Source organism: Salmonella sp. SA15303, from assembly GCF_029962125.1.
Classification (GTDB): Bacteria; Pseudomonadota; Gammaproteobacteria; order Enterobacterales; family Enterobacteriaceae; genus Salmonella; species Salmonella enterica.
The window spans coordinates 4,108,514-4,131,593 of the sequence record NZ_CP123924.1 but is presented as its reverse complement, the minus strand read 5'-3'; the positions used below and the strand labels follow the sequence as shown (position 1 = coordinate 4,131,593).

22 protein-coding genes and 1 pseudogene are annotated in these 23,080 nt (G+C 50.4%); 9 read left to right on the top strand and 14 right to left on the bottom strand.

All coding sequences use genetic code 11. From position 1 onward, the window contains the following. Positions 1-208 precede the first annotated feature (208 nt). Together QEN31_RS20320 and QEN31_RS20315 are read left to right on the top strand one after the other, a co-directional pair. Complete coding sequence (locus QEN31_RS20320) at positions 209-1,120, top strand: STM4504/CBY_0614 family protein (RefSeq protein WP_000556777.1); 912 nt, start codon at positions 209-211, stop codon at positions 1,118-1,120. Positions 1,121-1,324: 204 nt separating this feature from the next. Then, positions 1,325-1,786, top strand: a complete 462-nt coding sequence (locus QEN31_RS20315) for a DUF302 domain-containing protein (RefSeq protein ID WP_001654330.1) — start codon at positions 1,325-1,327, stop codon at positions 1,784-1,786. Here the strand turns inward: QEN31_RS20315 and QEN31_RS20310 are convergent. After that, on the bottom strand, positions 1,783-2,457 hold the full coding sequence (locus tag QEN31_RS20310) for a dienelactone hydrolase family protein (protein ID WP_000588691.1): 675 nt from the start codon (positions 2,455-2,457) through the stop codon (positions 1,783-1,785). The genes QEN31_RS20315 and QEN31_RS20310 overlap by 4 nt on opposite strands. A 349-nt stretch (positions 2,458-2,806) precedes the next feature. On the opposite strand from QEN31_RS20310, the gene uxuR reads away from it, so the two are divergent. Further along, positions 2,807-3,580, top strand: a complete 774-nt coding sequence (uxuR, locus tag QEN31_RS20305) for a Uxu operon transcriptional regulator (protein ID WP_000841654.1) — start codon at positions 2,807-2,809, stop codon at positions 3,578-3,580. Here the strand turns inward: uxuR and trpS are convergent, their stop codons facing one another. After that, positions 3,581-4,594 carry a tryptophan--tRNA ligase gene (gene trpS, locus QEN31_RS20300; protein ID WP_001094622.1) on the bottom strand — a complete coding sequence of 338 codons (1,014 nt, stop codon included), beginning with the start codon at positions 4,592-4,594 and terminating at the stop codon, positions 3,581-3,583. A 717-nt stretch (positions 4,595-5,311) separates the two neighbouring features. On the opposite strand from trpS, the gene QEN31_RS20295 reads away from it, so the two are divergent. Then, the gene (locus QEN31_RS20295) at positions 5,312-5,842 is read left to right on the top strand and encodes an Hcp family type VI secretion system effector (RefSeq protein WP_000907671.1); all 531 of its coding nucleotides are present in this window, start codon (positions 5,312-5,314) and stop codon (positions 5,840-5,842) included. Between the two features lie 238 nt (positions 5,843-6,080). Next, on the top strand, positions 6,081-6,815 hold the full coding sequence (locus QEN31_RS20290) for an aspartate/glutamate racemase family protein (protein ID WP_000683247.1): 735 nt from the start codon (positions 6,081-6,083) through the stop codon (positions 6,813-6,815). Between the two features lie 5 nt (positions 6,816-6,820). Here QEN31_RS20290 and hypT read toward each other — a convergent pair whose 3' ends face one another. The 7 genes from hypT to mdtM all read right to left on the bottom strand — a co-directional run bounded on the left by hypT (position 6,821) and on the right by mdtM (position 15,038). Beyond that, complete coding sequence (gene hypT / locus QEN31_RS20285) at positions 6,821-7,729, bottom strand: hypochlorite stress DNA-binding transcriptional regulator HypT (protein WP_000383509.1); 909 nt, start codon at positions 7,727-7,729, stop codon at positions 6,821-6,823. Positions 7,730-7,847: 118 nt separating this feature from the next. Then, positions 7,848-9,020, bottom strand: coding sequence for a beta-aspartyl-peptidase (gene iadA / locus QEN31_RS20280; protein ID WP_001113069.1), 1,173 nt, complete (start codon positions 9,018-9,020; stop codon positions 7,848-7,850). Positions 9,021-9,032: 12 nt separating this feature from the next. Next, entirely contained in the window at positions 9,033-9,494 is a 462-nt protein-coding gene (locus tag QEN31_RS20275; RefSeq protein ID WP_000211979.1) for a YjiG family protein, read from the bottom strand. Beyond that, positions 9,491-10,162, bottom strand: coding sequence for a nucleoside recognition domain-containing protein (locus QEN31_RS20270; protein WP_000068750.1), 672 nt, complete (start codon positions 10,160-10,162; stop codon positions 9,491-9,493). Before QEN31_RS20270 ends, QEN31_RS20275 begins: the two co-directional genes overlap by 4 nt. A gap of 872 nt (positions 10,163-11,034) precedes the next feature. Then, positions 11,035-12,219, bottom strand: coding sequence for an MFS transporter (locus QEN31_RS20265; protein ID WP_000233260.1), 1,185 nt, complete (start codon positions 12,217-12,219; stop codon positions 11,035-11,037). Positions 12,220-12,438: 219 nt separating this feature from the next. Beyond that, positions 12,439-13,710, bottom strand: coding sequence for a DUF445 domain-containing protein (locus QEN31_RS20260; protein ID WP_001033021.1), 1,272 nt, complete (start codon positions 13,708-13,710; stop codon positions 12,439-12,441). A gap of 86 nt (positions 13,711-13,796) precedes the next feature. After that, a complete protein-coding gene (gene mdtM, locus QEN31_RS20255; protein ID WP_001188918.1) occupies positions 13,797-15,038 on the bottom strand; it encodes a multidrug efflux MFS transporter MdtM in 1,242 nt (413 codons plus the stop codon). A gap of 478 nt (positions 15,039-15,516) precedes the next feature. Between mdtM and QEN31_RS20250 the strand changes: the two are divergent. Continuing rightward, a pseudogene (locus QEN31_RS20250) lies at positions 15,517-15,642 on the top strand (Rpn family recombination-promoting nuclease/putative transposase); the annotation flags it as partial. Positions 15,643-16,200: 558 nt separating this feature from the next. Continuing rightward, positions 16,201-17,571 carry an NAD-dependent succinate-semialdehyde dehydrogenase gene (locus QEN31_RS20245; protein WP_000331411.1) on the top strand — a complete coding sequence of 457 codons (1,371 nt, stop codon included), beginning with the start codon at positions 16,201-16,203 and terminating at the stop codon, positions 17,569-17,571. Between the two features lie 94 nt (positions 17,572-17,665). Here the strand turns inward: QEN31_RS20245 and QEN31_RS20240 are convergent, their stop codons facing one another. Next, positions 17,666-17,809, bottom strand: a complete 144-nt coding sequence (locus QEN31_RS20240; protein ID WP_001595639.1) for a hypothetical protein — start codon at positions 17,807-17,809, stop codon at positions 17,666-17,668. Between QEN31_RS20240 and yjiS the strand changes: the two genes are divergently transcribed. Then, entirely contained in the window at positions 17,776-17,940 is a 165-nt protein-coding gene (yjiS, locus tag QEN31_RS20235) for a DUF1127 domain-containing protein YjiS (protein ID WP_000397917.1), read from the top strand. The genes QEN31_RS20240 and yjiS overlap by 34 nt on opposite strands. A 74-nt stretch (positions 17,941-18,014) precedes the next feature. Here the strand turns inward: yjiS and QEN31_RS20230 are convergent, their stop codons facing one another. Next, positions 18,015-18,716: a hypothetical protein gene (locus QEN31_RS20230; protein WP_001237610.1), complete on the bottom strand. Its 702-nt coding sequence runs from the start codon at positions 18,714-18,716 to the stop codon at positions 18,015-18,017. Between the two features lie 211 nt (positions 18,717-18,927). Between QEN31_RS20230 and tnpA the strand changes: the two genes are divergently transcribed. Then, a complete protein-coding gene (tnpA, locus tag QEN31_RS20225) occupies positions 18,928-19,386 on the top strand; it encodes an IS200/IS605-like element IS200F family transposase (RefSeq protein ID WP_000502119.1) in 459 nt (152 codons plus the stop codon). A 117-nt stretch (positions 19,387-19,503) separates the two neighbouring features. Here the strand turns inward: tnpA and symE are convergent, their stop codons facing one another. The 3 genes from symE to hsdM all read right to left on the bottom strand — a co-directional run bounded on the left by symE (position 19,504) and on the right by hsdM (position 23,058). Next, a complete protein-coding gene (symE, locus tag QEN31_RS20220) occupies positions 19,504-19,836 on the bottom strand; it encodes an endoribonuclease SymE (RefSeq protein WP_001520547.1) in 333 nt (110 codons plus the stop codon). 226 nt (positions 19,837-20,062) lie between these two features. Then, on the bottom strand, positions 20,063-21,472 hold the full coding sequence (locus tag QEN31_RS20215) for a restriction endonuclease subunit S (protein WP_000014001.1): 1,410 nt from the start codon (positions 21,470-21,472) through the stop codon (positions 20,063-20,065). Further along, positions 21,469-23,058 (bottom strand): type I restriction-modification system methyltransferase, encoded by a 1,590-nt coding sequence (gene hsdM / locus QEN31_RS20210; protein ID WP_001063190.1) that lies wholly within the window; start codon positions 23,056-23,058, stop codon positions 21,469-21,471. Before hsdM ends, QEN31_RS20215 begins: the two co-directional genes overlap by 4 nt. Positions 23,059-23,080: the final 22 nt, after the last annotated feature.

The window sequence follows — 23,080 nt, the reverse complement described above, 5'->3', positions numbered from 1 at the left end:
ATGGTCTCTTTGTCAGTAGCGTCATAATTACGCAAGCCTCTTTACTTTGCTTATCATTTATATTTAATGTAAATATTCACGCAACACCATTAAAAAATAAGAAAAAATGGCTCACTGTTGAACTGATATTAATACCTGAACCACTGAATTAGAGTAATGTGGCGCTATTCATAGCGTAATTTTTTCTGTTGCGGTTACAGGGGGAGGAATGCACACCTTTAGACCATACTCACTAAGGCATAGCGATCTGTTATATGAAGATATTCCGTTAGAAATACGCGAGCAAATAATCTTATTGATTATCAATACGCTAGGAAACTGCTCCTCTTTTTATGATATGACATTATACTGCTATCATAATAGTCATTCTGACGAAGTTTATCGAAGAATATGTAAAACGTTGCGCAAAGAGTATGGCTTATTCACCTTATATGCGCATTCAACGTCATATCTGGATGAAATGAGTAATCTGTTATTAAAAACAGATGATAAAAGAAAGCATATTGATACCATTGAGCTTGCTTTTAACTATATAGATACCTACCTTCGGACCTATGAAGTTACGCTTGGGTTAGAACCGGATAAGGCGATTAGTGAATTAAATAATATATTTCATGAGCATAGTTTAAAATATCGATATGAAAATGGTAGGATTGTAAGGTTGCGCAGAATAAAACGGCTTAAAAACATATGTTATTATTTGTACTCCCCTGGAGAGTATGGCTTTGTCGAATATGATCTTATGGAAGCGTATAATCGCCTGATGCTTAATGATTTTGCCTGTGTCGTAAAGGAATGTCATGCAGTCTTCAGAAGCGTTCTTCTCAGAATTCATGAGAGAAAAGGTATCGTATATCATGAACAAGATAGTTTAAATACCTTAATGACTAATCTGATGGCGAGAGGCGTTATATCTGCTGAATATGCACATAAATTTCATTTTTTAAGTAACGTGCTGGAGTCAGAAATATTTCTGCCGATGGCGCCAGAAAAATCGCATCATCACTACGCAATGATGCTCCGTATCTCTGAAGAGTTGGCCTGTAGTATCTATTATCTTACTGAGCGGAGTATATTTTTTCTTACCCAGCGGGCTGAAGAAGACAGTGTCGCGCCATAATAATGATCGCGCTGTCGCTCAGTCAGACTGGATCATCGTTATTTAAATTTGTTCAGACGTCGGAATTTTTTGTTCTGCCGTCTGTTTTTTTAGTGATGAGCTGTTCAGTGCAATAATAAGGGGTACAGTACGATGACTGATTTTTAAACTGCATATCATCTGTGTCGCATTTACTCATGGGTATTGGGTCAGGGAGAGAGAAGAATGAGCACTATTTTAAAGCCTTTTTTATTGGCGGTAACCCTGATGTTAATCTTAATAAGGCCTGGCTTTGCAACGGAGGATGGAGCGATAACCATGGTTAAAACCTACAGCGCTTATGACTATTTGCAGACCCGAGCGCGGTTGATGCACGCTGTCGCCGATCACGGTCTGGTGTTATTTGGGGAATTTGACCATGCCAGAGCGGCACAGAATGTTAACCTGAAAATGCCGCCGACAACGGTTCTGGTCTTTGGCAATCCTAAAGGCGGAACGCCTCTCATGCTGGCGCATCCCGAACTGGCGCTGGATTTACCGTTTCGGGTGCTCATTAGCCAGCAAGCCGATGGGCGAACGTTAGTCAGTTATCATCCCGCTGAAACGCTGCAACGTTATGGTCTTGATGCCGCAGACATACAGGCTTTGAAAAAACTGGAACAGCTCGTTGAAAAAAGTCTCCACTAAAGCTGAAAATCGGGCGATGTGTTTGCACAAGTGATGTCGCGAATAAATGCGGTCACATCGTCCATTACCTGATGCGATAAGGCGGCATCGAAGGTGGCGCTATCAGCATCACAGAACCCGTGCCGCGCATCGTACATTTTACACTGCACCCGGGGGCGCTTTTCCAGCGCCTGCCGCATGGCGAGGGGATCAAACGCTGGCTCATAACGCGCGACAATAACCAGTGTCGGACAGAGAGGCGCAAGATGAAGGTACTGGCGTATACGGGAACCGTAATAGCAAACGACGCCATCGCATAACCCACTGGCTGCACTTAGCCATGCGAGCGTTGCGCCGACGCTATATCCTACGACGATTAGCGTCTCGTACTGCGTTCTGAGATCGTGGAGTAATGTGGTAACGACGGCGGGATCAAAGCCGACATTTGCTGAAAAGTGACGGTAAGCCTCCTCCTGCTGTTCATAGCGAAAGGGGGTATGGTGAGGAAACAGCGCGGGAATATAGATGTCGAATCCGCGCGTCATCCATTCATGGCCTGCGCGTTGGATATGAGCGTTAATACCATAAATTTCATGCAGAATAATCGCTGCCCGGCGATGGCGGCTCGACAAACTGGAGGCGTTGCTTCCCCCGGATACGCCTGGGGCGAAAAACACGGTGTCTTTTATCATAACGCGTTCTTGATACAAAGAGAGCGGCTGGATTTTCGCCGATCACGCTATGTCAGAGGCATTATTCCTGTCAATGTACAGACACATTTTATGGCCTGATTTTTGGTTGATAAATTTTATATTGGTAAACCAATATGCTGTTCATATTCAGGCATCAGGGCTAAAGGTGGAACATCAGTCGTGTATTGTCTATTGCCTTTCCTTTCATCTGGCCTCACTAGCGAAACGGCGCGCATTATTATTTTGTTGGTTGACCAGTTTCGCGTTTTTGGTGTGCTACGCGTGCTATCCCTCTTTACAAATGCTATAGTCTGATACCGGGAAATCGCATCGGACGGGCACGACCAATATGAAATCAAACACTTCTCAGCAAAGACCTTACCAGGAAGTGGGCGCAATGATACGGGATCTGATTGTTCAGACGCCGTACCGCCCCGGGGAGCGCTTGCCGCCGGAAAGAGAGATCGCTGAGAGGCTCAATGTGACGCGTACCGTCGTGCGTGAAGCGCTGATCATGCTGGAAATTAAAGGTCTGGTTGAAGTCCGCCGCGGCGCCGGGATCTACGTGCTCGACAGCGCGGATAATAACGAGATGGAAGGCGCTGACGTCAATCACTGTAATGACGCCGGGCCTTTTGAACTGTTGCAGGCGCGTCAGTTGCTGGAAAGCAATATCGCTGAATTTGCCGCTCTGCAGGCCACCCGCGAAGACATCATTAAAATGCGCCAGGCGTTACAACTGGAAGAGCGAGAGCTCGCCTCCAGCGCGCCGGGCGGCTCAGAAAGCGGCGATATGCAGTTTCATCTGGCCATTGCCGAAGCGACCCATAACAGTATGTTGGTAGAGCTCTTCCGTCAGTCCTGGCAATGGCGTGAAAATAATCCGATGTGGCTCCAGCTTCATAGCCATCTGGGCGATACGCTTTACCGTAAGGAGTGGCTGGTCGATCATAAGCAGATCCTCGCGGCGTTAATTAAGAAAGACGCCCGCGCAGCGAAGCTGGCGATGTGGCAGCACCTGGAAAACGTGAAGCAGCGTCTGCTGGAGTTTTCCAATGTTGATGACATCTACTTTGATGGCTATCTGTTTGAGTCATGGCCGCTGGACAACGTTGATGCCTGATTATACCTGGAATAGCGTGGGCAGACCCAGTCCACGTTTTACTTCCTGTAGCGTCTTTTGAGTGACCTCATGGGCCCGCTCGCTACCTTTTTTCAGTAATTCCATTAGCATTCCCTTATCTGCAATAAAGGTTGCCCGTCGTTCGCGTATGGGCGCGATCAGTTCTTGCAGGCAGGTCTCCAGCTCATTTTTACAGACACGGTCGCCTAATCCGCCTTGTTGATAATGTGCTTTCATCGCCGCGACTTTGGCTTTATCCGGATGAAACGCATCCAGCCACGTAAAGACGACGTTACCTTCTATTTTTCCCGGATCGCTAATTTTTAAATGATTGGGATCGGTGTACATCGCGCTGACCGCACGGTGGATGGTCTCTTCGCTGGCGGAAAGAAGCAGGGTATTGCCGAGCGATTTCGACATCTTGGCGCTGCCGTCAATGCCGGGCAGACGACCCGTATCGCTCAGGAGCGCCTGACAGGGTCGCAATACCGGCGAGGAGAAAAGACTATTCATCTTATGAACGATCTCATTCGTTTGCTCAATCATGGGCAATTGGTCGTCGCCAACCGGTACCATTTCGGCCTTAAAGGCGGTGATATCTGCCGCCTGGCTAATGGGATACGCCATGAACCCGACCGGCAGGGAACGGGTAAAGCCTTTTTGGGCAATCTCATTTTTTACCGTAGGATTACGCTCCACTCGGGCGACGGTAACAATATTCATATACAGCACCGTTAATTCGGCGAGGGCGGGTAACGCGGATTGCAGGCAGATCGTCGTCAGCGTGGGATCGATGCCGACGGCCAGATAGTCAGCTAACACTTGCGGAATATTATCGCGGATTTTTTGCGGATTACTGCCGTTATCGGTGAGTCCCTGCAGGTCGGCAATCAGGACATACTGTTGGTGATCCTGCTGTAGCGCGACGCGCTGGCGCAGTGAACCGACATAATGGCCGAGGTGCAGCGAGCCGGTGGGGCGATCGCCAGTCAGAATGATAGGAAGGGTGTTCATTAAGGACTCCTTTATGCTTACTGTAAAGCCGAAAGACGTCCCGAAACGCAGTAGCCGCCTTTCGGCGGCTACTTAAAGAGGGATAGTGATCCGTGCCGCCTTCAGGAAGGCAGCCACCAGCGGAGATGACGTTGCGTAGCGTTGGATCGTTTCGTGTTCATGTGATCTAACGTATCACGACTAAACGTAAGGGTAAAGCGGCTGGCGTATCGTCCGGGCATAAAGTCATATCGCCTGAACAGATAACATCTCACTGACTTTGAAACGCGATTTTATAATTTGCTGCCCAAAAATACGTGGCGCTGAAAGGCGCATTTTTGATGCAAATCATTTATTACTGTGATAACACTGCGCGCGATAAAAACATTAAATATATTCACATAGTAAATATGTTCTATTGGAATGGTTGTTTTCGATATGACAAAAGTCTAAAAAACCCATTGATGTGAAAAGGAATAAGAATTGTCTATATTCCGATTCGGTGGAATTAAGTAATTTCTCGGATAAAAATAAGAAATGATATTGATATTTCTTTTTTGATATGGTTCTTATAGCGGCTATGGTTATTCAGGAAACGATGCTTGAATGCCTGGCGTAATAGATTTCAGGTCAGTAGCGCTATTGTAAAATGGATTGTTGATGGCAGAAGGTATTTAGCAAGAATCCAGTTATAGCAGATTGTCGGTATTTAATCTGGTATACAGAGACACCAACGAAATGGCTGGAAAATGGAACGTTCTTTCATTGTTGGCGTTCCGTCCTTGTCAGCCTGCTTTGCCGCATGATAATCACGGAGGGGGGATGGACGCCATCTATTTAAAACTGGACGGTATTGAAGGCGAAAGCCGGATCAAAGGTTTTGAAAACCAAATAAAACTTATTGCTTACAACCACAACCCGACAAAACGGGAGTCCGGCGAAGCGAGAGGGACATATATTGGAGGGTTGACGCTGACAAAGCCAGTCGATCTTGCTACACCAGGCCTCTATGAGCACTATTGTAACGGGAAAACGGTGAAAGAAGGCGTGCTGACATTATGCCGTCGTGATAAGGGCGCAATGCTGCCATTTATTATTTATACGCTCACCAATGTGCGAATTTCACGCATGAGCAATCATGGAGACGCCGAAGGCAGCGCCACGGAGACCGTGGATTTGGTTTATAGCCATATTCGCTGGGATATTCCCGCATTAGCGTCGAAAAGCAAAACACGGCGGCCTCTTCACCGACAGGCGCTGTGGCGATGAGGACAAAACAAGCTTGCGGACTCGCAGTGGGCGATGCTGTATAGCGAAATGGCATTTAGCGGCTTGCGAAGGCTGATGAGCGCTCATGTAACCAATCGATTGCCTGAAAAGGCGATAACGCGTGGCCCTTACACCCGTTATGATTTTTACGCATAGCCGCTAATAAAACGGCATTTTTTATATACACATCAAGTTGATAGTGTGTTTCTGACCTTGACGTAAATAAGCGGGAAAAGCGATGAAACACACCATTGGGATACTGGGGGGGATGGGACCTGCGGCAACGGCGGATATGTTGGAAAAATTTGTTGAATTGCGACATGCCAGTTGTGATCAACAACACATCCCGCTCATTGTCAGCTCTATCCCTGATATTCCCGATCGTACAGCATGTCTGTTATCCGGCGGGCCTTCGCCATACCGTTATCTGGAGCGTTATCTGCATATGCTGGAAGACGCCGGGGCGGAGTGTATCGTTATCCCATGCAACACTGCGCATTATTGGTTTGATGATTTACAGAACGTCGCGAAAGCGCGAATGATCAGCATCCTGGACGCTACCCTGGGGGATATTCCGCCATCGGCGCGGCACGTTGGGCTGCTGGCGACCAATGCGACGCTGGCGACCGGGTTATATCAAAAGAAAGCGCTGGCGCGGGGGCTGACGTTAATTCAGCCAGAAGACGCGGGGCAGGCGTTGGTAATGCAGGCTATTTATACGCTTAAACGTGGCGATAAAACTGCGGCGCAAGCGCTGCTGCTGCCGCAAATCGATAGCCTTATTGCCCGTGGCGCTCAGGCAATTATTATGGGGTGTACCGAAATTCCGCTTATTGTGGCCGGACATGAACGCGCGATAGCGTGCCCGATGATTGATTCCACAGCGTCGCTGGTGCGCGCGGCGATTCGTTGGTATGAGTCCTGGCCAGACACCCGCGCCTCTTTGACCGGGGAGCAACGCCTTACCGCCTGAGGTGTTTACAGCGCGGCCTGAAGCCCACGCAGGTCGCGCCAAAATGTTTCGGCTACCTGACTCATGCGGGTATTCATGCGATAAGCATAAGCCTGGATCGGGATAACCAGTTCGTCGGCATCAAGCACTATCAGGCGCCCGTCGGTAATCTCCTGACGGATAGCATACTCGGGCAACCAGGCGATTCCGCAGCCGTCCATCGCAACCTGTTTTAACAATTCACTCATCGAAGAGACGAAAAATGTACTGAAACTCAGTTCAGCATGGCGAGTCAGGGTACGATTTATCAATCGGCCCATATAGGAGTTCTGACTGTAATTAAGCAGGGGAAAGTGCGGCTGCTCAAGCGTATAGCGCGGCTCGCCCCGGCCATTGTTGGCGCAAACCGGAAACAGTCTCGACTCAAACAGGCGGATATTATCAAACGGCGCTTGTTGCAGGTTTTCATCGTGATAAGAAAAGATAAAATCGCTTTGCCCCTCACGTAACATATCCACCGCCTGGTCGACATCTATCGCCTCAACGGCGTAGGTAAACTGCGTAGGCATCTGCTTAACGATGGTCGGCAACAGGCCGAGGGAGAGCGAGTGGGCGGCGGCAATCTTGATTTTACGCAGCGTATAATCGCTGCCGCCGCGCAGTTCGGTCAGATTACTTTCCAGCTGCTGTAACAGGTGGCGAACCTGGGAGTGAAAGATTTTACCCTGTTCGGAAAGCTGTAGCGGCGAGACCTGTCGGTTAAACAGTTCAACGCCCACGGCATGTTCCAGGGCGCGAATCCGCCGGCTAAAAGCGGGTTGCGATACGTTGCGGATAATGGCGGCCTGAGAGAAATTGCGGCACTTTTCCAGCGTCAGAAAATCATATAGCCATTTTGTCTCAATATTGTGCAAACCTGCTCCAGTTACATCCATTTACCGTTATCCTGTCAGCCGCCCGAAGGGGCATTCTACGTCCATTCGGGCGGCTGACAACCGCTTATCCCATCCTCTTTCAGAATGCCGTGATGGGGCAGCCTGAAACTAGCGGGAATTACGCCGGTTCAAAGGTACCTTTTACGCAGGCTTTCCCCTCATTGACCATGCGTTTGCCGCGCGCATACACCTGCTCAATGCGTAAATCTGCGCTAAAGACGAGCAGATCCGCATCGTTACCGGGACGGATTTCGCCTTTGCCGTCCAGACTGAGGAAGGCGGCTACGCTGGTCGTCAGCGGACGCAGAGCATTGGCCAGGCTGAATCCGTAGTGGTTAACCAGCGTCTGCAACGTCTCCAGCAAACTTTCGAAGCCCGCGACGCCGATACCCGTCAGATTTCCGGCAGCGTCAAATAGCGGCTGGCTGCCGTTACCGTCTGAACTGAGCGTCACCCGGGAAAGCGGGACGCCGGCTTTTACCGCTCTGGCAATGCCCTCCGCCGGCGCGACGGGATCCGGAATACTGGTGGTAATGTCGATCACGCCGCCTTTAAGCGCAAACGCCAGCGCCTGCTCGAAAAGAGATTCGCTACGGTTGACGTGGGTAGGCAGCAGTTTACCGATCGGCACGTCGCTGTTTTCCAGGATGTCATACAGCGGCTGTAACCCTTTTTTGCTGCTGCCCATATGAAAAACGCTGACACCAGGTTTGCCCCCCAGCAGGCCGCCAACGCGTGATTCGGCGGCCATGCTGGCGAGTTGATTCCCGCTGGGCGCGGCGGAACGGTGGTCGGAGACTGCGCATTTCACGCCAATGACGCGGTCGATCAGCGCGACGTCTTTTTCTACCGAGCCAGTAATGGTCGGCGACGGAACGTGATAAGCGCCCGTGAGCATCCAGGCGGTGATCCCCTCCTCATTTAGCGCTCGCGTTTTGGCTAACAGCGACGCGGGATGACGGCTGACGGAGTCGGTGCCAAGCAGGCCGACGACCGTTGTTATCCCGGCTTCCGTCAGGCGGCTCAGAGAGACTTCCGGCGTCCGCGTCGTCGGCCCCGCTTCGCCGCCGCCGCCGATCAGATGAACGTGTTGGTCGATAAAGCCCGGGCACAGCATACGGCCGCTAAGATTAATCACCGTACAGTCCGGTACGATATCGCCGGGGATGCCAGCGCCGACGGCAATAATTTTGCCATTCGCGAGTAGAACATCGCAGATGCCCCGGTCTTCTGGCGCAAACAGGTGCGCACCCTGTAATAAGGTAAACTCCGCGGCGGATAAATCAGGCATGATAACTCCTTATTAAACAATAAGCTGCATGACCCAGATCGACAGCAGCGCATTGATGGCGCAGACTGCGATAATATGCGGGTAATATTTGGCGTTGACTTCGGCAGTACCGAGACAGCGGCCGACATTCTGTACCGGGTTTCCCATCAGGTAAATGGCTGGCAGTAGTACGGTAACATCGTGGCCGCTTAGCGCGCCGGCGGTAGCCAGACTGGCCGCCACGCCAACGGCGCCGCCCATACTCATCAGCGAAGCCAGAAGCACCGTAGCCGCTTCGCCGGGAAGCCCCCACAACGCCATCACGGGCTGGCAGATATGGCCTACCCAGTCGAGCAGACCGGTAATTTTCAGCGCCTGAATAATGACAAATGCCATGACCACATTGGGTAACAGGTTGGTCGTGGCGATGGTAAAACCGCGGCGTGCGCCATCGATAAACATATCCATGACATTCTTACGTACCTGAGTCGTCATGATTGGGCTCCTTGCGCAGGGTGACGGCGTTCTTCGATGTTAATCCAGATGCGCAAAAGGTTTGCGCCGATAAATTTGAATAGCAGAATGACCACCAGCGGAATGATGACTGACGTTCCCAGAAAGGCGAATACCGCAACGCCGGAGGAGAAATAGTTGGTGATAATAGCGCTGCCGCTGGTCTGCCAGGCGGCAAAAATCACTTTATCGCGTTCAGTGATTTCGCCTTCCTGCGCCAGTTCTTTGGTCATACCCGCCGCGGCGTCGGTATTTTGCAGGTTGGCGATCAGCGCCAGTGAGCAAATGCCAGGAATGCCAAGCAACGGTTTCAGGATGGGCGTCATCAGTTGCTGCGCCGCCCGCAGACCGCCCAGTCCATCCGTAATCGCGATGATACCCAGAGAAAGGATAACCGACGGTGCCAGCTCCAGCGCAAAAAGGAAGCCATCTTTCGCGCCCGTTCCGCCCGCGCCACGAAAGGTCTGCGTACCGGTCACATGACCGAATGACCCGTTGAGTACGGTAAAATCAAAAACGCGCCACCAGCCTTCGCTTCCGGAAAATACGCCGGAAAAGAAAATAATGGTGAGAAAAAACGCCAGGTATCCCTTTATCCCGACCTTTTCTGTATCAAGCGGCATGGCCGCCCCGTCCACTTGTTGCGCCATAGCGATCCCCGAATTTTTTTGATGATGTGTTGGTTGTAGCCACAGGCCAAAAAGCCCGAAACAGAAAGACCTTATCAGCCATAAGGGTAAGGACAAAATGCAAGTATGTATCGTGCTATGCGTTTCTTGCATAGCAGCGCGAAAAATCACCATCCTCGCTACTGCCGGAGGCGCGGGGAACCGTGGACGGTATAACGCGAGGTAAAAAAGCAAAGAAACAGGTGTTGACGCAGGCCGGAGCTGGGAGCAGGAAAAAAGGAGAAATAAATTTGACGTTAGTCAATTTCACGCCACTTAATTATCGTTGTTAAAAAATAGGATTTTTTAACCTAAATTTTACTTTTTTACTGTAATTTTTCACGCCTTAAGAGGAATTGTCACGGTCAGGTCAGTAGCCGCTGATAGGTCAGCTTGCGCCCTAAGAATCCTACGGGCAGGTAATAAAAAACGAATAATCGAATTAATTTCATGATGTGATTTATTTATAATTGTGATGATTTGAGAGGGAGCGATAATCATCATAATGGAATATATAGCCAAAATAATTCGAGTTGCTTAAAGGCGGCAAGGGAGTGAGTCCCCAGGAGCATAGATAACGATGTGACTGGGGTGAGCAACGGCCCGTCAGGGCGAGGCCCATGGATGGGCCGGGTAATCCGTAGCCAACACATAAGCCACTTGAAGTAGGAAGGGTATATAAAATAATAGGCAGATTAATAACACTAAAAACCATAGAATAAGTATAGTTTTTAGTGGCATCTTTACCTTGAAATAACGTGTTGAGGATGTGCTATTAAAAACAGATCCTCATTGCGCCGCGAATAGCATTAAAGATACAACCCGGTGCGGAGAGCGTGGGTTTACTCTACCGCTTATTCACGTATCACAAACCGTTTTTGTTTTATCTGCTGCACAGCGCTGATCAGCGCGGCAAAAAAGAGCGCCGCGGCGCCGCAAAGCGTGGCGTTGATAATTGCCGACGCGCCATTGCCTGACAGACTGGCGGCGAGCGGACCGAGAATTTGCCCAATACCATACGTTAGCGTCACCAGGCCTAACAAATTAATATTACCCGGCGCGCTGAGTTGTCGGGCAAGCGGCATCACCAGCGAGGTTGTGCCCATAAACGTGGCGCCAAAACCAATACTGCTCAGTATTAACAGCAACAACGAGTCGCTGGCGAGAGACAGCAGCACGCAGGCGCTCTGGATCAACAGGTTCGCGGTCAGGCATGGCAGGACGCCCCAATGTTTTGCCGCCCACAGCCAGCCGAAGCAGCCGGGAATGATCGCCAGGCCGACCAACGACCAAAGGTGCGCCGTGAGTAGCGGAGAGCCCGCGCTTTTCGCCATCAGCGGCAAATAGGTAGCGACAATGATGTAGCCGAATCCGGCGAAACCGTACAACAGCGCCAGTTGCCACCAGGGCATAGGCTGATTTTCGATTCTTGCTAAGGGCGCAGGCGGCAGCGCATGAGCGCGGGGGGGAATCAATATTGCCACGATTAATAGCAATATACCGGCGAGCGCCCCGGCCCCCAGCCATAGCGAATGGGCCGAAAGCGCATAATGTAAACCGCCAATGACATATTCGTTGCCCAGTGCAATCCCGGCCCCGACGCCGGAAAAGAGCGCGGCGATCACAAACGGATGGCGGGTATGATGCAACACAATCATTGATCCAAAAATCATCATTCCCGCGCTCGCGACGCCTGCCAGGAAGCGCACCAACATGACGACCGCGGGTTGGGTAAATATCGCCATGGCCAGAATAAGAATACCGGTGGCGACCGCCGAAGCCAGCAGCATGGGGCGTAGACGAGAGGGGAGATGAAAAAGGCCAAAGGAAAACAGTAAGCTTCCCGCCAGGTACCCTGCATAATTGGCGCTGGCAATCCAGGAGAGTTGGTTAAACGTTAGCTGCTTTTCCGCCAGCATTACCGGCAGCATGGGCGTATACAGAAAGCGGCCAACTCCCATCCCCAGCGTCAATACCATCATACCGAAAAGCGCCGTAAAAATGGGATGGCGAGGTGAAGCGCTCTGAGCATGAACCATGGTTTTTCTCTTTGCTAAAGTAAGGCAAGAATGCCTGATTGTTGTTGCAAATGATAATAAAAAGTAAAATTAATGTTTCAAATTTGCAAGAAAAGAAAGTGAAGCGCAGGCGAATAACGGATTGAGAAGAGGGGCATCGGTGGGAAATGGCATTAAATTAATGCCTCCCACGTGCGGGGTTTGGCAGTTAATCTGAACGAGAATTGCGCCTTCCCCTTCTTAGATACTGAGCAGTGCCGGTATTTGCGACAGTAAATATAACACCAGACCGATAGCGCCGCCGACCAGCGTGCCGTTCACGCGGATAAACTGCAAATCTTTACCGATATTAAGCTCAATCTGCTGCGACATATCGCGCGCATCCCAGCCTTTTACGGTATCGCTGATGTGGCGCGTCAGGAAGGCGGCGAATTCCGGCGCGACGCGGTGCGCGGCCTGTTCCAGATGACCGTTAAGCGAAGCGCGTAATGCGTCGTCGGCGATCAGCGTCTCGCCAAACCATTGTCCGGCATGGGCGATGCGCTGCTTCACCTTTGAGTCTTCGGCGTTGATATCTGTTTTTAACCACTGGCGTAGATCCGCCCAGATTTCGCCGAGATAACGGTTAAACGCCTCATCTTCCTTCAGGTAACTTTTAATGTTTTCTGCCCGGGCAGCCATTTCCGGATCATGTTTAAGTTTATCGATCAGCTTATACGTCGCGCGATCGAAGGCATGACGAATCTGATGCGCGCGGTCGTGACTGATATCATCCAGCAGAGAATTCACCGCGTCGGAGACCAGTTCAGCGCTGTGTTCTCCCAGCCATTCGGTCGGCAGAATCTTCGCTTTTAACGGATGTTCGGTCTCCAGCCAGCGTATGATCTGTCTGGCGATAAATGTTCGGGAGCTGTCACGCTGTAACAGGGCGATAAGCTGGGCGATCAGCGTATCGAGTAACACCTGGTGACGATCGTTTTTGGTCATGCTTTCCAGCATCAGGGCGCTGGTGCCGGAAAGATCCACTTTATCAATCGCCTTATGTACCGCTCGCTTGAGCAGCCGCTGAATACGGGCGTCATCGGTTAGTTCCAGAAAGCCGCTCATAATTTGCAGCAGATGCTGCCCGACCCGGCTGGCGTTGTCCGGCTGGCTGAACCAGTTTCCGATAAGCAGCGCGGGTTCATGGCGGCGGATTAGCGCGATCAGCGACTGCGTATCAAGGAACTTCTCCTGCACAAATTGCCCAAGATTTTCGCCGATTCGGTCTTTATTACGGGGAATAATCGCCGTATGTCGTGAAATAAACGGAATGGGAATGCGGCGAAACAGCGCCACCACGGCAAACCAGTCCGCCAGCGCGCCAACCATCGCCGCTTCGGCAATAGCTTTTGCGCCCAGCACCCAAAAACTGGGCGGCAGGAAAAGCGTGGTCACAAACGTCGCGGCGGCTATCAGCAACAGTGAGAGCGCCAGGCGTTTGGCGCGTTTGAGTTCGGCGATTTTATTCATAGGGTTAAGGATAGAGCCAGACGGCAGGAACGTGCAAAAAACATCAGATTATCCTGTGCCGGATAAGCCTCTATCCGGCAGAGTGTTTACTTCTCAGCGGCCAGTTCTGCCGCCTCATGCTGGCGCACGCGCTGTAATAGTGTCGCCAGAGTGAAGACCACAATCACCCCGGCCACCGCTGCCAGCAGGTGAAACGGCAGTCTCCCGCCGTGAAACCACAGCCAGCGGCCAACTTCGACCGACACCGCCATCACCGTCAGAATCACCATGTTCAGCGAGGCCGAAACCGTCCCTTTTGGCAAGTTGTTGGAAAAAAGCGTGAAGCGAAACAGCGTCGGGAAAATCATGCCAATGCCGAACGCGTACAGGCTGGTGCCCAGCACAGACCAAAGCCAGACGTGCGGCAGAAGAAGATTACCGAGGAGTAATGTCGCCAGCCCGCTTAACTGGATTGGTACGGCGCGCCAGATAAAACGCGGTCGGGTCGGATCTTTCACCAGGCGCACAACGATCATATTGGCCACGATCACCGCGCCGAATACGGGCACCTGCGCCCAGGCGAATTGCGAAGTACTCATCCCGCCAGCATCGATCAGGATCACCGGCGACACCGCCACCCAGCTCATCATCGGGATGTAGCTCAACGACAGCGTCGCCGCCCCGGTGAGAAAAATCGGGTTGCGAAACACATTACGAAAATCGCGCAGTACGCTCACCGCGCTGAACGGCACCGCGCCGCGTTGCACCGTTTCCGGCATCGCCAGCAGCAGGCCGCACAACGCCAACAGTCCCATCACCGCAATAATACCGAACAGCACCTTCCAGTGAACGAAGTGCATCAGCGCGGCGCCGGAGAGCGGGCCGATAACCGGAGCGACCAGCACAATGGAGGTAATAATCGCCATCAGCTTAATGGCTTTGGTTTGACCGAAGGCCTCCTGTACCGTGACGTAGCCGACCGTTGCGATAAAGCAAATGCTGGTGCCCTGCACAAAACGGGCAACCAGAAACTGCGTCATTGAGGTCGTCAACAGCGTTGCCGCGCAGGCGAGAGTAAAAATTAATGCCCCTGCAATCAGCACTGGCCGGCGGCCAATCCTGTCGGATAGCGGCCCCAGAAGCCATTGCAACGCCATTCCGCCCGCCAGATAGAGACTGACCGAGGCCGGCGCAAGACTGACGTCAGCATTAAAATCGCGCACGACGTTAATGATGCCAGGCTGAATCAGATCCGTCGTCAGATAGGCGGCAAAATCGTACAAAATCAGCGCCATCGGGAAAAATAACGTTGTGGCGCGTTGGGAGAAAAACTGAATAATCCGTTGCATAAAAAATGCGCTCCATGTCGGAGAACCCCATGATGGGATAGCGAAACTCAATACCGTCATCGTGACGTCAGGCAGGCGATAGAAACAGCGGCTGCGGATGTACTGAATTTCATGTAATCAAAAACGCTGCCGGTGAAAACACAGACAGGAAGAGACGCGTTCTGAATCTCGTCAGAACGTGTGGCGATTACAGATAACAATCAGCACATCACACCTCGGGAAATTTACGTTGCACGGAAAATATACACATTAAGTGTAATTAAATTTTGATGTTAATCAAAAGAGTTTGTCTGGTTAATAAAGATAAAGGCAGGGTGCGCAGGCTGGTATTTTGCGTGCTCAGTTCCGAAAATGCATGTGCATTACAGATAACAGGATTTATCTTCCGTCGCGCCTCGCAATGCTGAAAAGGTACGGATGAGAAAGGAATTTTCAGGAGGTAGAGTCGCAGCATCCTGGTTTGGGGGGACGGAGCGCCATGAAAAAATCGACGACCTCAACACCGCATGATGCGGTGTTTAAAACCTTTTTGCGCCACCCGGAAACCGCCCGCGATTTTATGGAGATTCATCTGCCGGTGTCGTTACGCCAGCTTTGCGACCTGCTGGGACTGGTTGAACGAATTGCTTCGCTGTTAGTTACTGGTTGCGCTAATGACAGGCAGCTTAAAGCGCTGTTTAATTATCTTATGATTCAGCACGGACATACGCCTCGTTTCACCACGTTTATTCGTGATGTGGTAGGGCATGTCCCGCACACTAAGGAGAGACTGATGACGCTGATAGAGAGGATCCGCGCAGCGGATCGCAGAAAAGGGGAACGGCAAGGAAGACAGGTTGGTCTGGAGGAAGGGCTGGAAAAAGGTCAGCGCGTTGCCGCATTGCGTATCGCCAAACAGATGCTGGCGGACGGACTTGACCGCGAGACTGTCCAGCGGTTCACCGGCCTTACGGCTGAAGAGCTTCAGGATGTTAGCCACTAACGCGGTTCCAGTCTGAATGTTGCAGGCCCGGTGCCCGCCGGGCAACGCTCTCTATAATTATCGCTGATAACCTCACGAATATACCGAACTTTACCGATAGCGCCAGCCATCTCTACTACCCTTATTGTTCTGAGCGGCATTTACGGCTGCCTTAATGACGATAACAAGGAGACATGTGATATGGCTTACCAGACAGTGAATCCTGCCAATAATCAGCTCATTAAAGAGTACCCCCCGCACACGGACGCGGATATTGAAGCCGCGCTGCAAAAAGCTGACGCGCTCTATCACTCCGATTGGTCCAAAGGAGAGATTGACCAACGTCTGCCGGTACTGCATAAGCTGGCTGACTTGATCGACAGCCGTGTTGAAGAACTGGCAAAAATCGCCAGCCAGGAGATGGGCAAGCTCATCGAGCAGAGCCGTGGCGAAGTCAAACTGTGTGCGCAGATCGCTCGCTATTATGCGGATAAAGCGAAGCAGTTTCTTGCCCCGGTGCCTTATAAAACCGAGTTTGGCGACGCGTGGGTAGAACATCATCCGATTGGCGTCATCATGGCTGTTGAGCCGTGGAACTTCCCGTACTATCAGTTGATGCGTGTGCTGGCGCCGAACCTGGCCGCAGGTAACCCGGTGCTGGCGAAACATGCCAGCATCGTACCGCACTGCGCCGAGACGTTTGCCCATCTGGTGCGTGAAGCCGGCGCGCCGGAAGGCGCATGGACCAACCTGTTTATTTCCTCCGATCAGGTGGCGAACATCATCGCCGACCCGCGCGTGCAGGGCGCGGCGCTCACCGGATCTGAAAAAGCGGGGAGCGCCGTGGCGGCACAGGCGGCGAAGCACATTAAAAAATCGACGCTGGAACTGGGCGGGAACGATGTGTTCGTCGTGCTGGACGATGCCGATCTTGAGAAAGCGGTGAAAATTGGCGTGCAGGCACGGCTCACTAATGCGGGGCAGGTATGTACGGCGGCGAAGCGCTTTATCCTGCATGAGAAAATCGCCGATCAATTCCTCAGCCAGTTCACCGAGGCGTTCAGGAAGGTGAAGGTGGGGGATCAGATGGACGCTTCTACCGAACTGGGGCCGCTGTCGTCGAAAGATGCGCTGGAAACATTGACCAGACAGGTCGAGGAAGCGGTGAAAAATGGCGCGACGCTGCACGTTGGTGGCAAGCCGCTGGAAAGCAAAGGCAACTTCTTTGAGCCGACCATTCTGACCCATATTACGCGTGACAACCCGGCGTACTTTGAAGAGTTCTTCGGCCCGGTGGCGCAGATGTATGTGGTGAAAGACGATGACGAGGCGGTAAAACTCGCCAACGATTCCCACTACGGCCTGGGCGGTGCGGTGTTTAGTCAGAATATCGAACGCGCTAAACGCATGGCCTCCCGGATTGAAACCGGGATGGTTTATATCAACTGGCTGACCGACACCGCAGCGGAGCTGCCGTTCGGCGGCGTTAAGCGTTCGGGCTTCGGACGCGAGCTATCGGATCTGGGGATTAAGGAGTTTGTGAACCAGAAGCTGGTAGTGGTGCGCCGCTAATCCCTGTTGCCCCTCTGAAATCGGGAGGGGCCTGGCTTTTTGCAGCGAAGGACGCGGATCTTAAATCAGAACGAAATAAGCGAACAAAACCCCCTCAATTGCCCTCCTTATTTATCCACGTTGCACTAACCGTGCTTTTTATCCCGGTATTGTTTGTACAGACATTCATGATGCCCGCATTTTCTGTTCTATGCGGAGGCCGGTATGGAATTTTACGAGAACCGCCCCAGACAACCATTCATTGGCTTTGTGCAGCTCAGACGGGCGCTAAAAAGGTGGTGGCTGCGTAAGCGGGCCTGTCAGGCGCTGCGACGAATGAGTGACGAGCAGTTAAGGGATATCGGGTTGGAAAGGAAGGATGTGGAATAGTGAATCTATTCAAGGGCAATAGTAATTAAAGGATTTTATGATATATTACTATGCCCTTATGTTATGCGTGCTCACTATTTTATATCATTTATATTAATATCATTAATCTTTTTCTCAATGTATTTTTCTGGTTTTATTTTGGTTTTTTGCTCAATCGCATGATATTTTTCCTTATCAATGGTTATAGTCATTTTTTCTTTTTTGTTAAATATGCCAGGGATGATAATCGCTGCTGCAATTATCAATAATATTATTATTGCTGCATGAATTTTGTGTTTGGGAAATGCTTTTAATAGAGTACACAGGATTGTTATACCCTTATGTATAAGATAAGGAAAAGATAGAAATAAAACAAATGGGCAAGCAAAATTTATGACATGTTTCCCATAGTAATTATTATTTATTGTTAGCGAACCAATACAGAATGCCATCACACAAAATAGAAATATTCCGAAGCATAAGAAGGATATAATGAAAGAACCTTGCATAATTCTTTTATGCAACTCTTGCAAAATACTATTTGTGATCTTTTCCAGTTTAGTGTTATGACAAATAACTACCAACATCGCAAAAAAAATCTCAGATAAAGCAAGCGAAAATAACGTATTGAAGGCCATGTAGCTCATCAGCGTTTCGAAAAATATACTTTGCTGAAGATAGTATGGTAATAGAGCGTTGACCTCCATAAAAAAAGTACATAGAAATCCAAGGGCGACATAAGCAATTAAACCTTCATTTCTCCAAAGCGTAATGTTTTCTTTTACTTTTAGCCGCATGATTTTCCTTCACTCATTGATATGAATTATAATTAAAGCTGGCAAGGGTTCTTTGCCAGCTTATTGTTGTCTATGGAAAACCCCCAGCTAGGCTGGGGGTTCCGGAAAGCTTTCAGCTTTAAGCCAGTTATTAAAACCCCTTTTGATTTGTTAAAACATCTTGCGGTCTGGCAACTGCAAAAGTTCAACAAGAAATCAAAAGGGGGTCCCAATGGGGGACGAAAAGAGCTTAGCGCACACCCGATGGAACTGTAAATATCACATAGTTTTCGCGCCCAAATACCGAAGACAAGCGTTCTATGGAGAGAAGCGTAGGGCAGTAGGCAGCATATTAAGAAAATTGTGTGAATGGAAAAACGTACGAATTCTGGAAGCAGAATGTTGTGCAGATCATATTCACATGCTTCTGGAGATCCCGCCGAAGATGAGTGTGTCGAGTTTCATGGGATATCTGAAGGGTAAAAGTAGTCTGATGCTTTACGAGCAGTTTGGGGATCTAAAATTCAAATACAGGAACAGGGAGTTCTGGTGCAGAGGGTACTATGTCGATACGGTGGGTAAGAACACGGCGAAGATACAGGACTACATAAAGCACCAGCTTGAAGAGGATAAAATGGGTGAGCAATTATCGATCCCGTATCCGGGCAGCCCGTTTACGGGCCGTAAGTAACGAAGTTTGATGCAAATGTCAGATCGTATGCGCCTGTTAGGGCGCGGCTGGTAAGAGAGCCTTATAGGCGCATCTGAAAAACCTCCGGCTATGCCGGAGGATATTTATTTTATGCGTTTACTTAGAACCTGCCATCACGTCGATAAACGCCTGCACCTGCTTTTGCTTACGCGCCGATAGCTTGCTCACCTGGCGCAGCGACTGCATCAACTCGCTTTCTTCTGGTTGCGGCTGCTGTGCCGTCAGCACAATACAGCCGTTCATCACCCTCACATCCACCTCGGTACCGGTGGCGAAACCGGCGGCTTCCAGCCACTGGCCCTTCATGGTGAGGGCGGGAATGCGGGTATAATCCGGATAACGACTCGCATAACTCACGGTAAGGTGACGGTTATTTGTTGGGGAGACTTCTGGATCGCACGGATCTGCAATAGAATGGACGGTAGTCATGATGGCTATTCCCTAAAATAGTGATTGTGATGAGCGATATGGCCGTGTTCCCGCACGGCCATATCGCGCTAAATACCTGTACATAACATCAGTAAATAAAAGAAAAGTCCAGCTGAAAATAGACTGTAATGGGAATGTTCAGGAATAAACTGGATATATTTTTGATGGTTATGATTGCGGGGAAATAATAAAAAGCGCACCGGGAAGGTGCGCTTGAAAATAAAGGTCAGGCTTTTTTACGCGAGGTTTTTTTACCGCCGCTGGCGGCGCGTTCGGCCTTAATTTTTTCCAGCAGGGCGGCGGCGCTGTTTTCACCGCTGATAAGTTCAGGGTTTTCCGCACGCCACTGGGCGGTCAGCTCGCCGCGGAAGGCCTTCGCCAGGATCGACTGGGTGAGGCTGTTGACGCGGGTCAGGGCGTTGTTGACCTGCTTTTCAATGGTGTCGGCGTAGGCGAAGAGTTGTTCGACGCGGCGGACGATTTCGTGTTGTTCTTGGAGTGGTGGTAGTATCAATGGGAGTGATTTTATCCTTGCCAAAGCCAACTTCCCTTGAGCTCCTGATTTTATTTCTGAATTGATAATATCCTGAAGATAACTACTTCTCAGCCATAAAGAAAGAAATCTATTGAAAATATTTTCGTTTAAATTACATATCTTGGCAGCATTTTCAGTTAAATTTGCATTATTATAAACATCTGGAATTATACCAGCATCACCAATACATGCACCAACAATAGTTATATAAAGATCTCCAGATGAGACTGTATATCTAGAAATACTTTTTTGTATATATTCTTCTAAGTATAGTTGTCCTTCAGGAAGAACAGTTCCATTTTTTAGCTGCCCTGCTCTAATATATGGAAACCCTGTATTCTCAGCTATTAATGATTCACCTTTAGGTAATCTCTTGCCACCTTTGACATCAGCAAATTGACCAATCTCACTGATTTTCCATAAAGATGGAATAGAAATATTCAATTCTGTTAACTTGAATTTATTTTTTTTATGAAGTTCTTTTGTCAGTTGCCCGTTTACTGCTGCAACTATCACTGATTGGCGAAAACGTTTCAGGATTTGTGGGATTTGCTCAAGACGTGCTTTGGTGCTGTCTACCTGCGCCAGCAGCGTATCGAGTTTTTCGGCGATGACTTTTTGTTCGGCAAGAGGTGGGACAGGAACACCATAGTTCTCAAGAAATTCTTTAGTAACACGTTTATGTCCGACTGAACCGGACATATTAAGTGCTCCATTAGTTAAAAAATCTTTAGTTTTAACTAAAGCAAACAACCAATGGGGATTAATTAACCCATTAATAGACCGAAGAACATAATATTCAGTGCTACCGGCACCATAGCCGTTAGGGAATTCTTTGATTACAACAGCTTTTCCATTTTCGAAGCATGGCGTGATTTTGGCAAAAATAACATCATCGTTCTGAAATTGAGTAAATCCTTTTTTTACTTCACTCCACTTTTTGGTTTCAAAGTTACATTTACCTAAATAGGTTGTTGGAACACCGGCCATCGGCATAAATCCAACATCTAAATCATCATCAAGTTTAAGTTTGGGATTGAGGTTGCACATTTCATTGATTGTGCTTGTAGCCCACCCCTCCGGCAATTTCCCCCCACTCATGCCTTCACCTCGCCAAACGCTTCATTCAGCAACTGACGCTGAGCATCCGCTTCATCGCCCGCGCCCAGCTCGCGCATCAGCGCATCCAGTTCGCCCAGCGCCTGTACCAGCTCGCCCATCGCTTCTGCCGCCAGCACGTCCGGCTCCGGCAGACTGTCGGCGTCGATGCTGTCTTTATCCTTCAGCCAGGAGATATCCAGCGAATCGGATTTTGCGCTGCGGATCCACTCGCGGCTGAACTTGCGCCAGCGGCTGGTGGCCTGGTGCTGGTCAGTGTTCTTGTTCTCTTCGCTGTCGGCGACTTCGCTCTCTTCGGCGTTAAAGCTCCACTCCCCTTCTTCACGCGGACTTAAGCCGTGTGGATCTTCGCCGTAGACAGTTTCAAACGGCTGCAGATGCTGCTCGGTAAACGGCGTGCGCTTGCCGAAGCTCGGCATATTGGTCCGCAGGTCATACACCCACACGTCATCGGTGCAGTTTTTATCCTGATGCGGATTGGTGACCGTGCCTTTGGTAAAGAACAGCACGTTGGTTTTGACGCCCTGGGCGTAAAAGATACCGGTCGGCAGACGCAGGATGGTGTGCAGATGGCATTTGTCCATCAGGTCGCGACGAATATCGGTGCCCTTACCGCCTTCAAACAGCACGTTATCCGGCACCACCACCGCCGCGCGGCCGCCGGGGTGCAGGGTTTCAATAATATGCTGCATAAAGCACAGCTGTTTGTTGCTGGTCGGGTGCACGAAGGTACGGGTAATGTTGGTGCCCGCGGCGCTGCCAAACGGCGGGTTGGTGGCGACGATATGTGCCTTCGGCAGGTTTTCACCGTCGCTGCCCAGCGTGTTGCCCAGACGGATAGCGCCGCCGTGGTCGAGGTTGCCTTCAATATCGTGCAGCAGACAGTTCATCAGCGCCAGACGGCGGGTGCCGGGCACCAGTTCGAGGCCGATAAACGCGCGGTGGATCTGGAAATCCTGAGTGTCGCCATCAAGGTCATCCAGATCGTTAGTCTGTGATTTCACGTAACGGTCAGCTTCAATCAAAAAGCCCGCCGTACCCGCCGCCGGGTCCTGCACCACTTCACGCGGCTGCGGTTTCAGCAGATGGATAATGGTTTTGATCAGCGGGCGTGGGGTGAAGTACTGGCCCGCGCCAGATTTGGTTTCGTTGGCGTTCTTCTGCAGCAGCCCTTCGTACATATCGCCGAAGTCGTCGCGGGATTTCCCGTGGTTGCCATTGTACCAGTCCAGCGCATCCATATAGCTGACCAGCTCAGTCAGCTGTTTGGGTTGCTCAATGGTGGTGCTGACATTATGGAATACCGCCTGCACCAGCTTTTTCTCATCTGAGCCTAACTGAACCAGCAGGTTGCGGTAGAACTGCATCTGATCCTGGCCAATACGCGATTTCAGGTCATCCCAGCGGTAGCCTTCCGGCAGGTAGTCCGCTTCCTGGCCGGTCTCTTTGCACATTTTCAAAAACAGCAGCGAGGCGAGTTCATTGACGTAGTTTTGATAGGAGACGCCGCCGTCACGCAGGTTGTCGCACAGTTTCCACAGCTTGGCGACCAGATCGTTATTGTTCATTGAAGATCCTATTTGACATGGC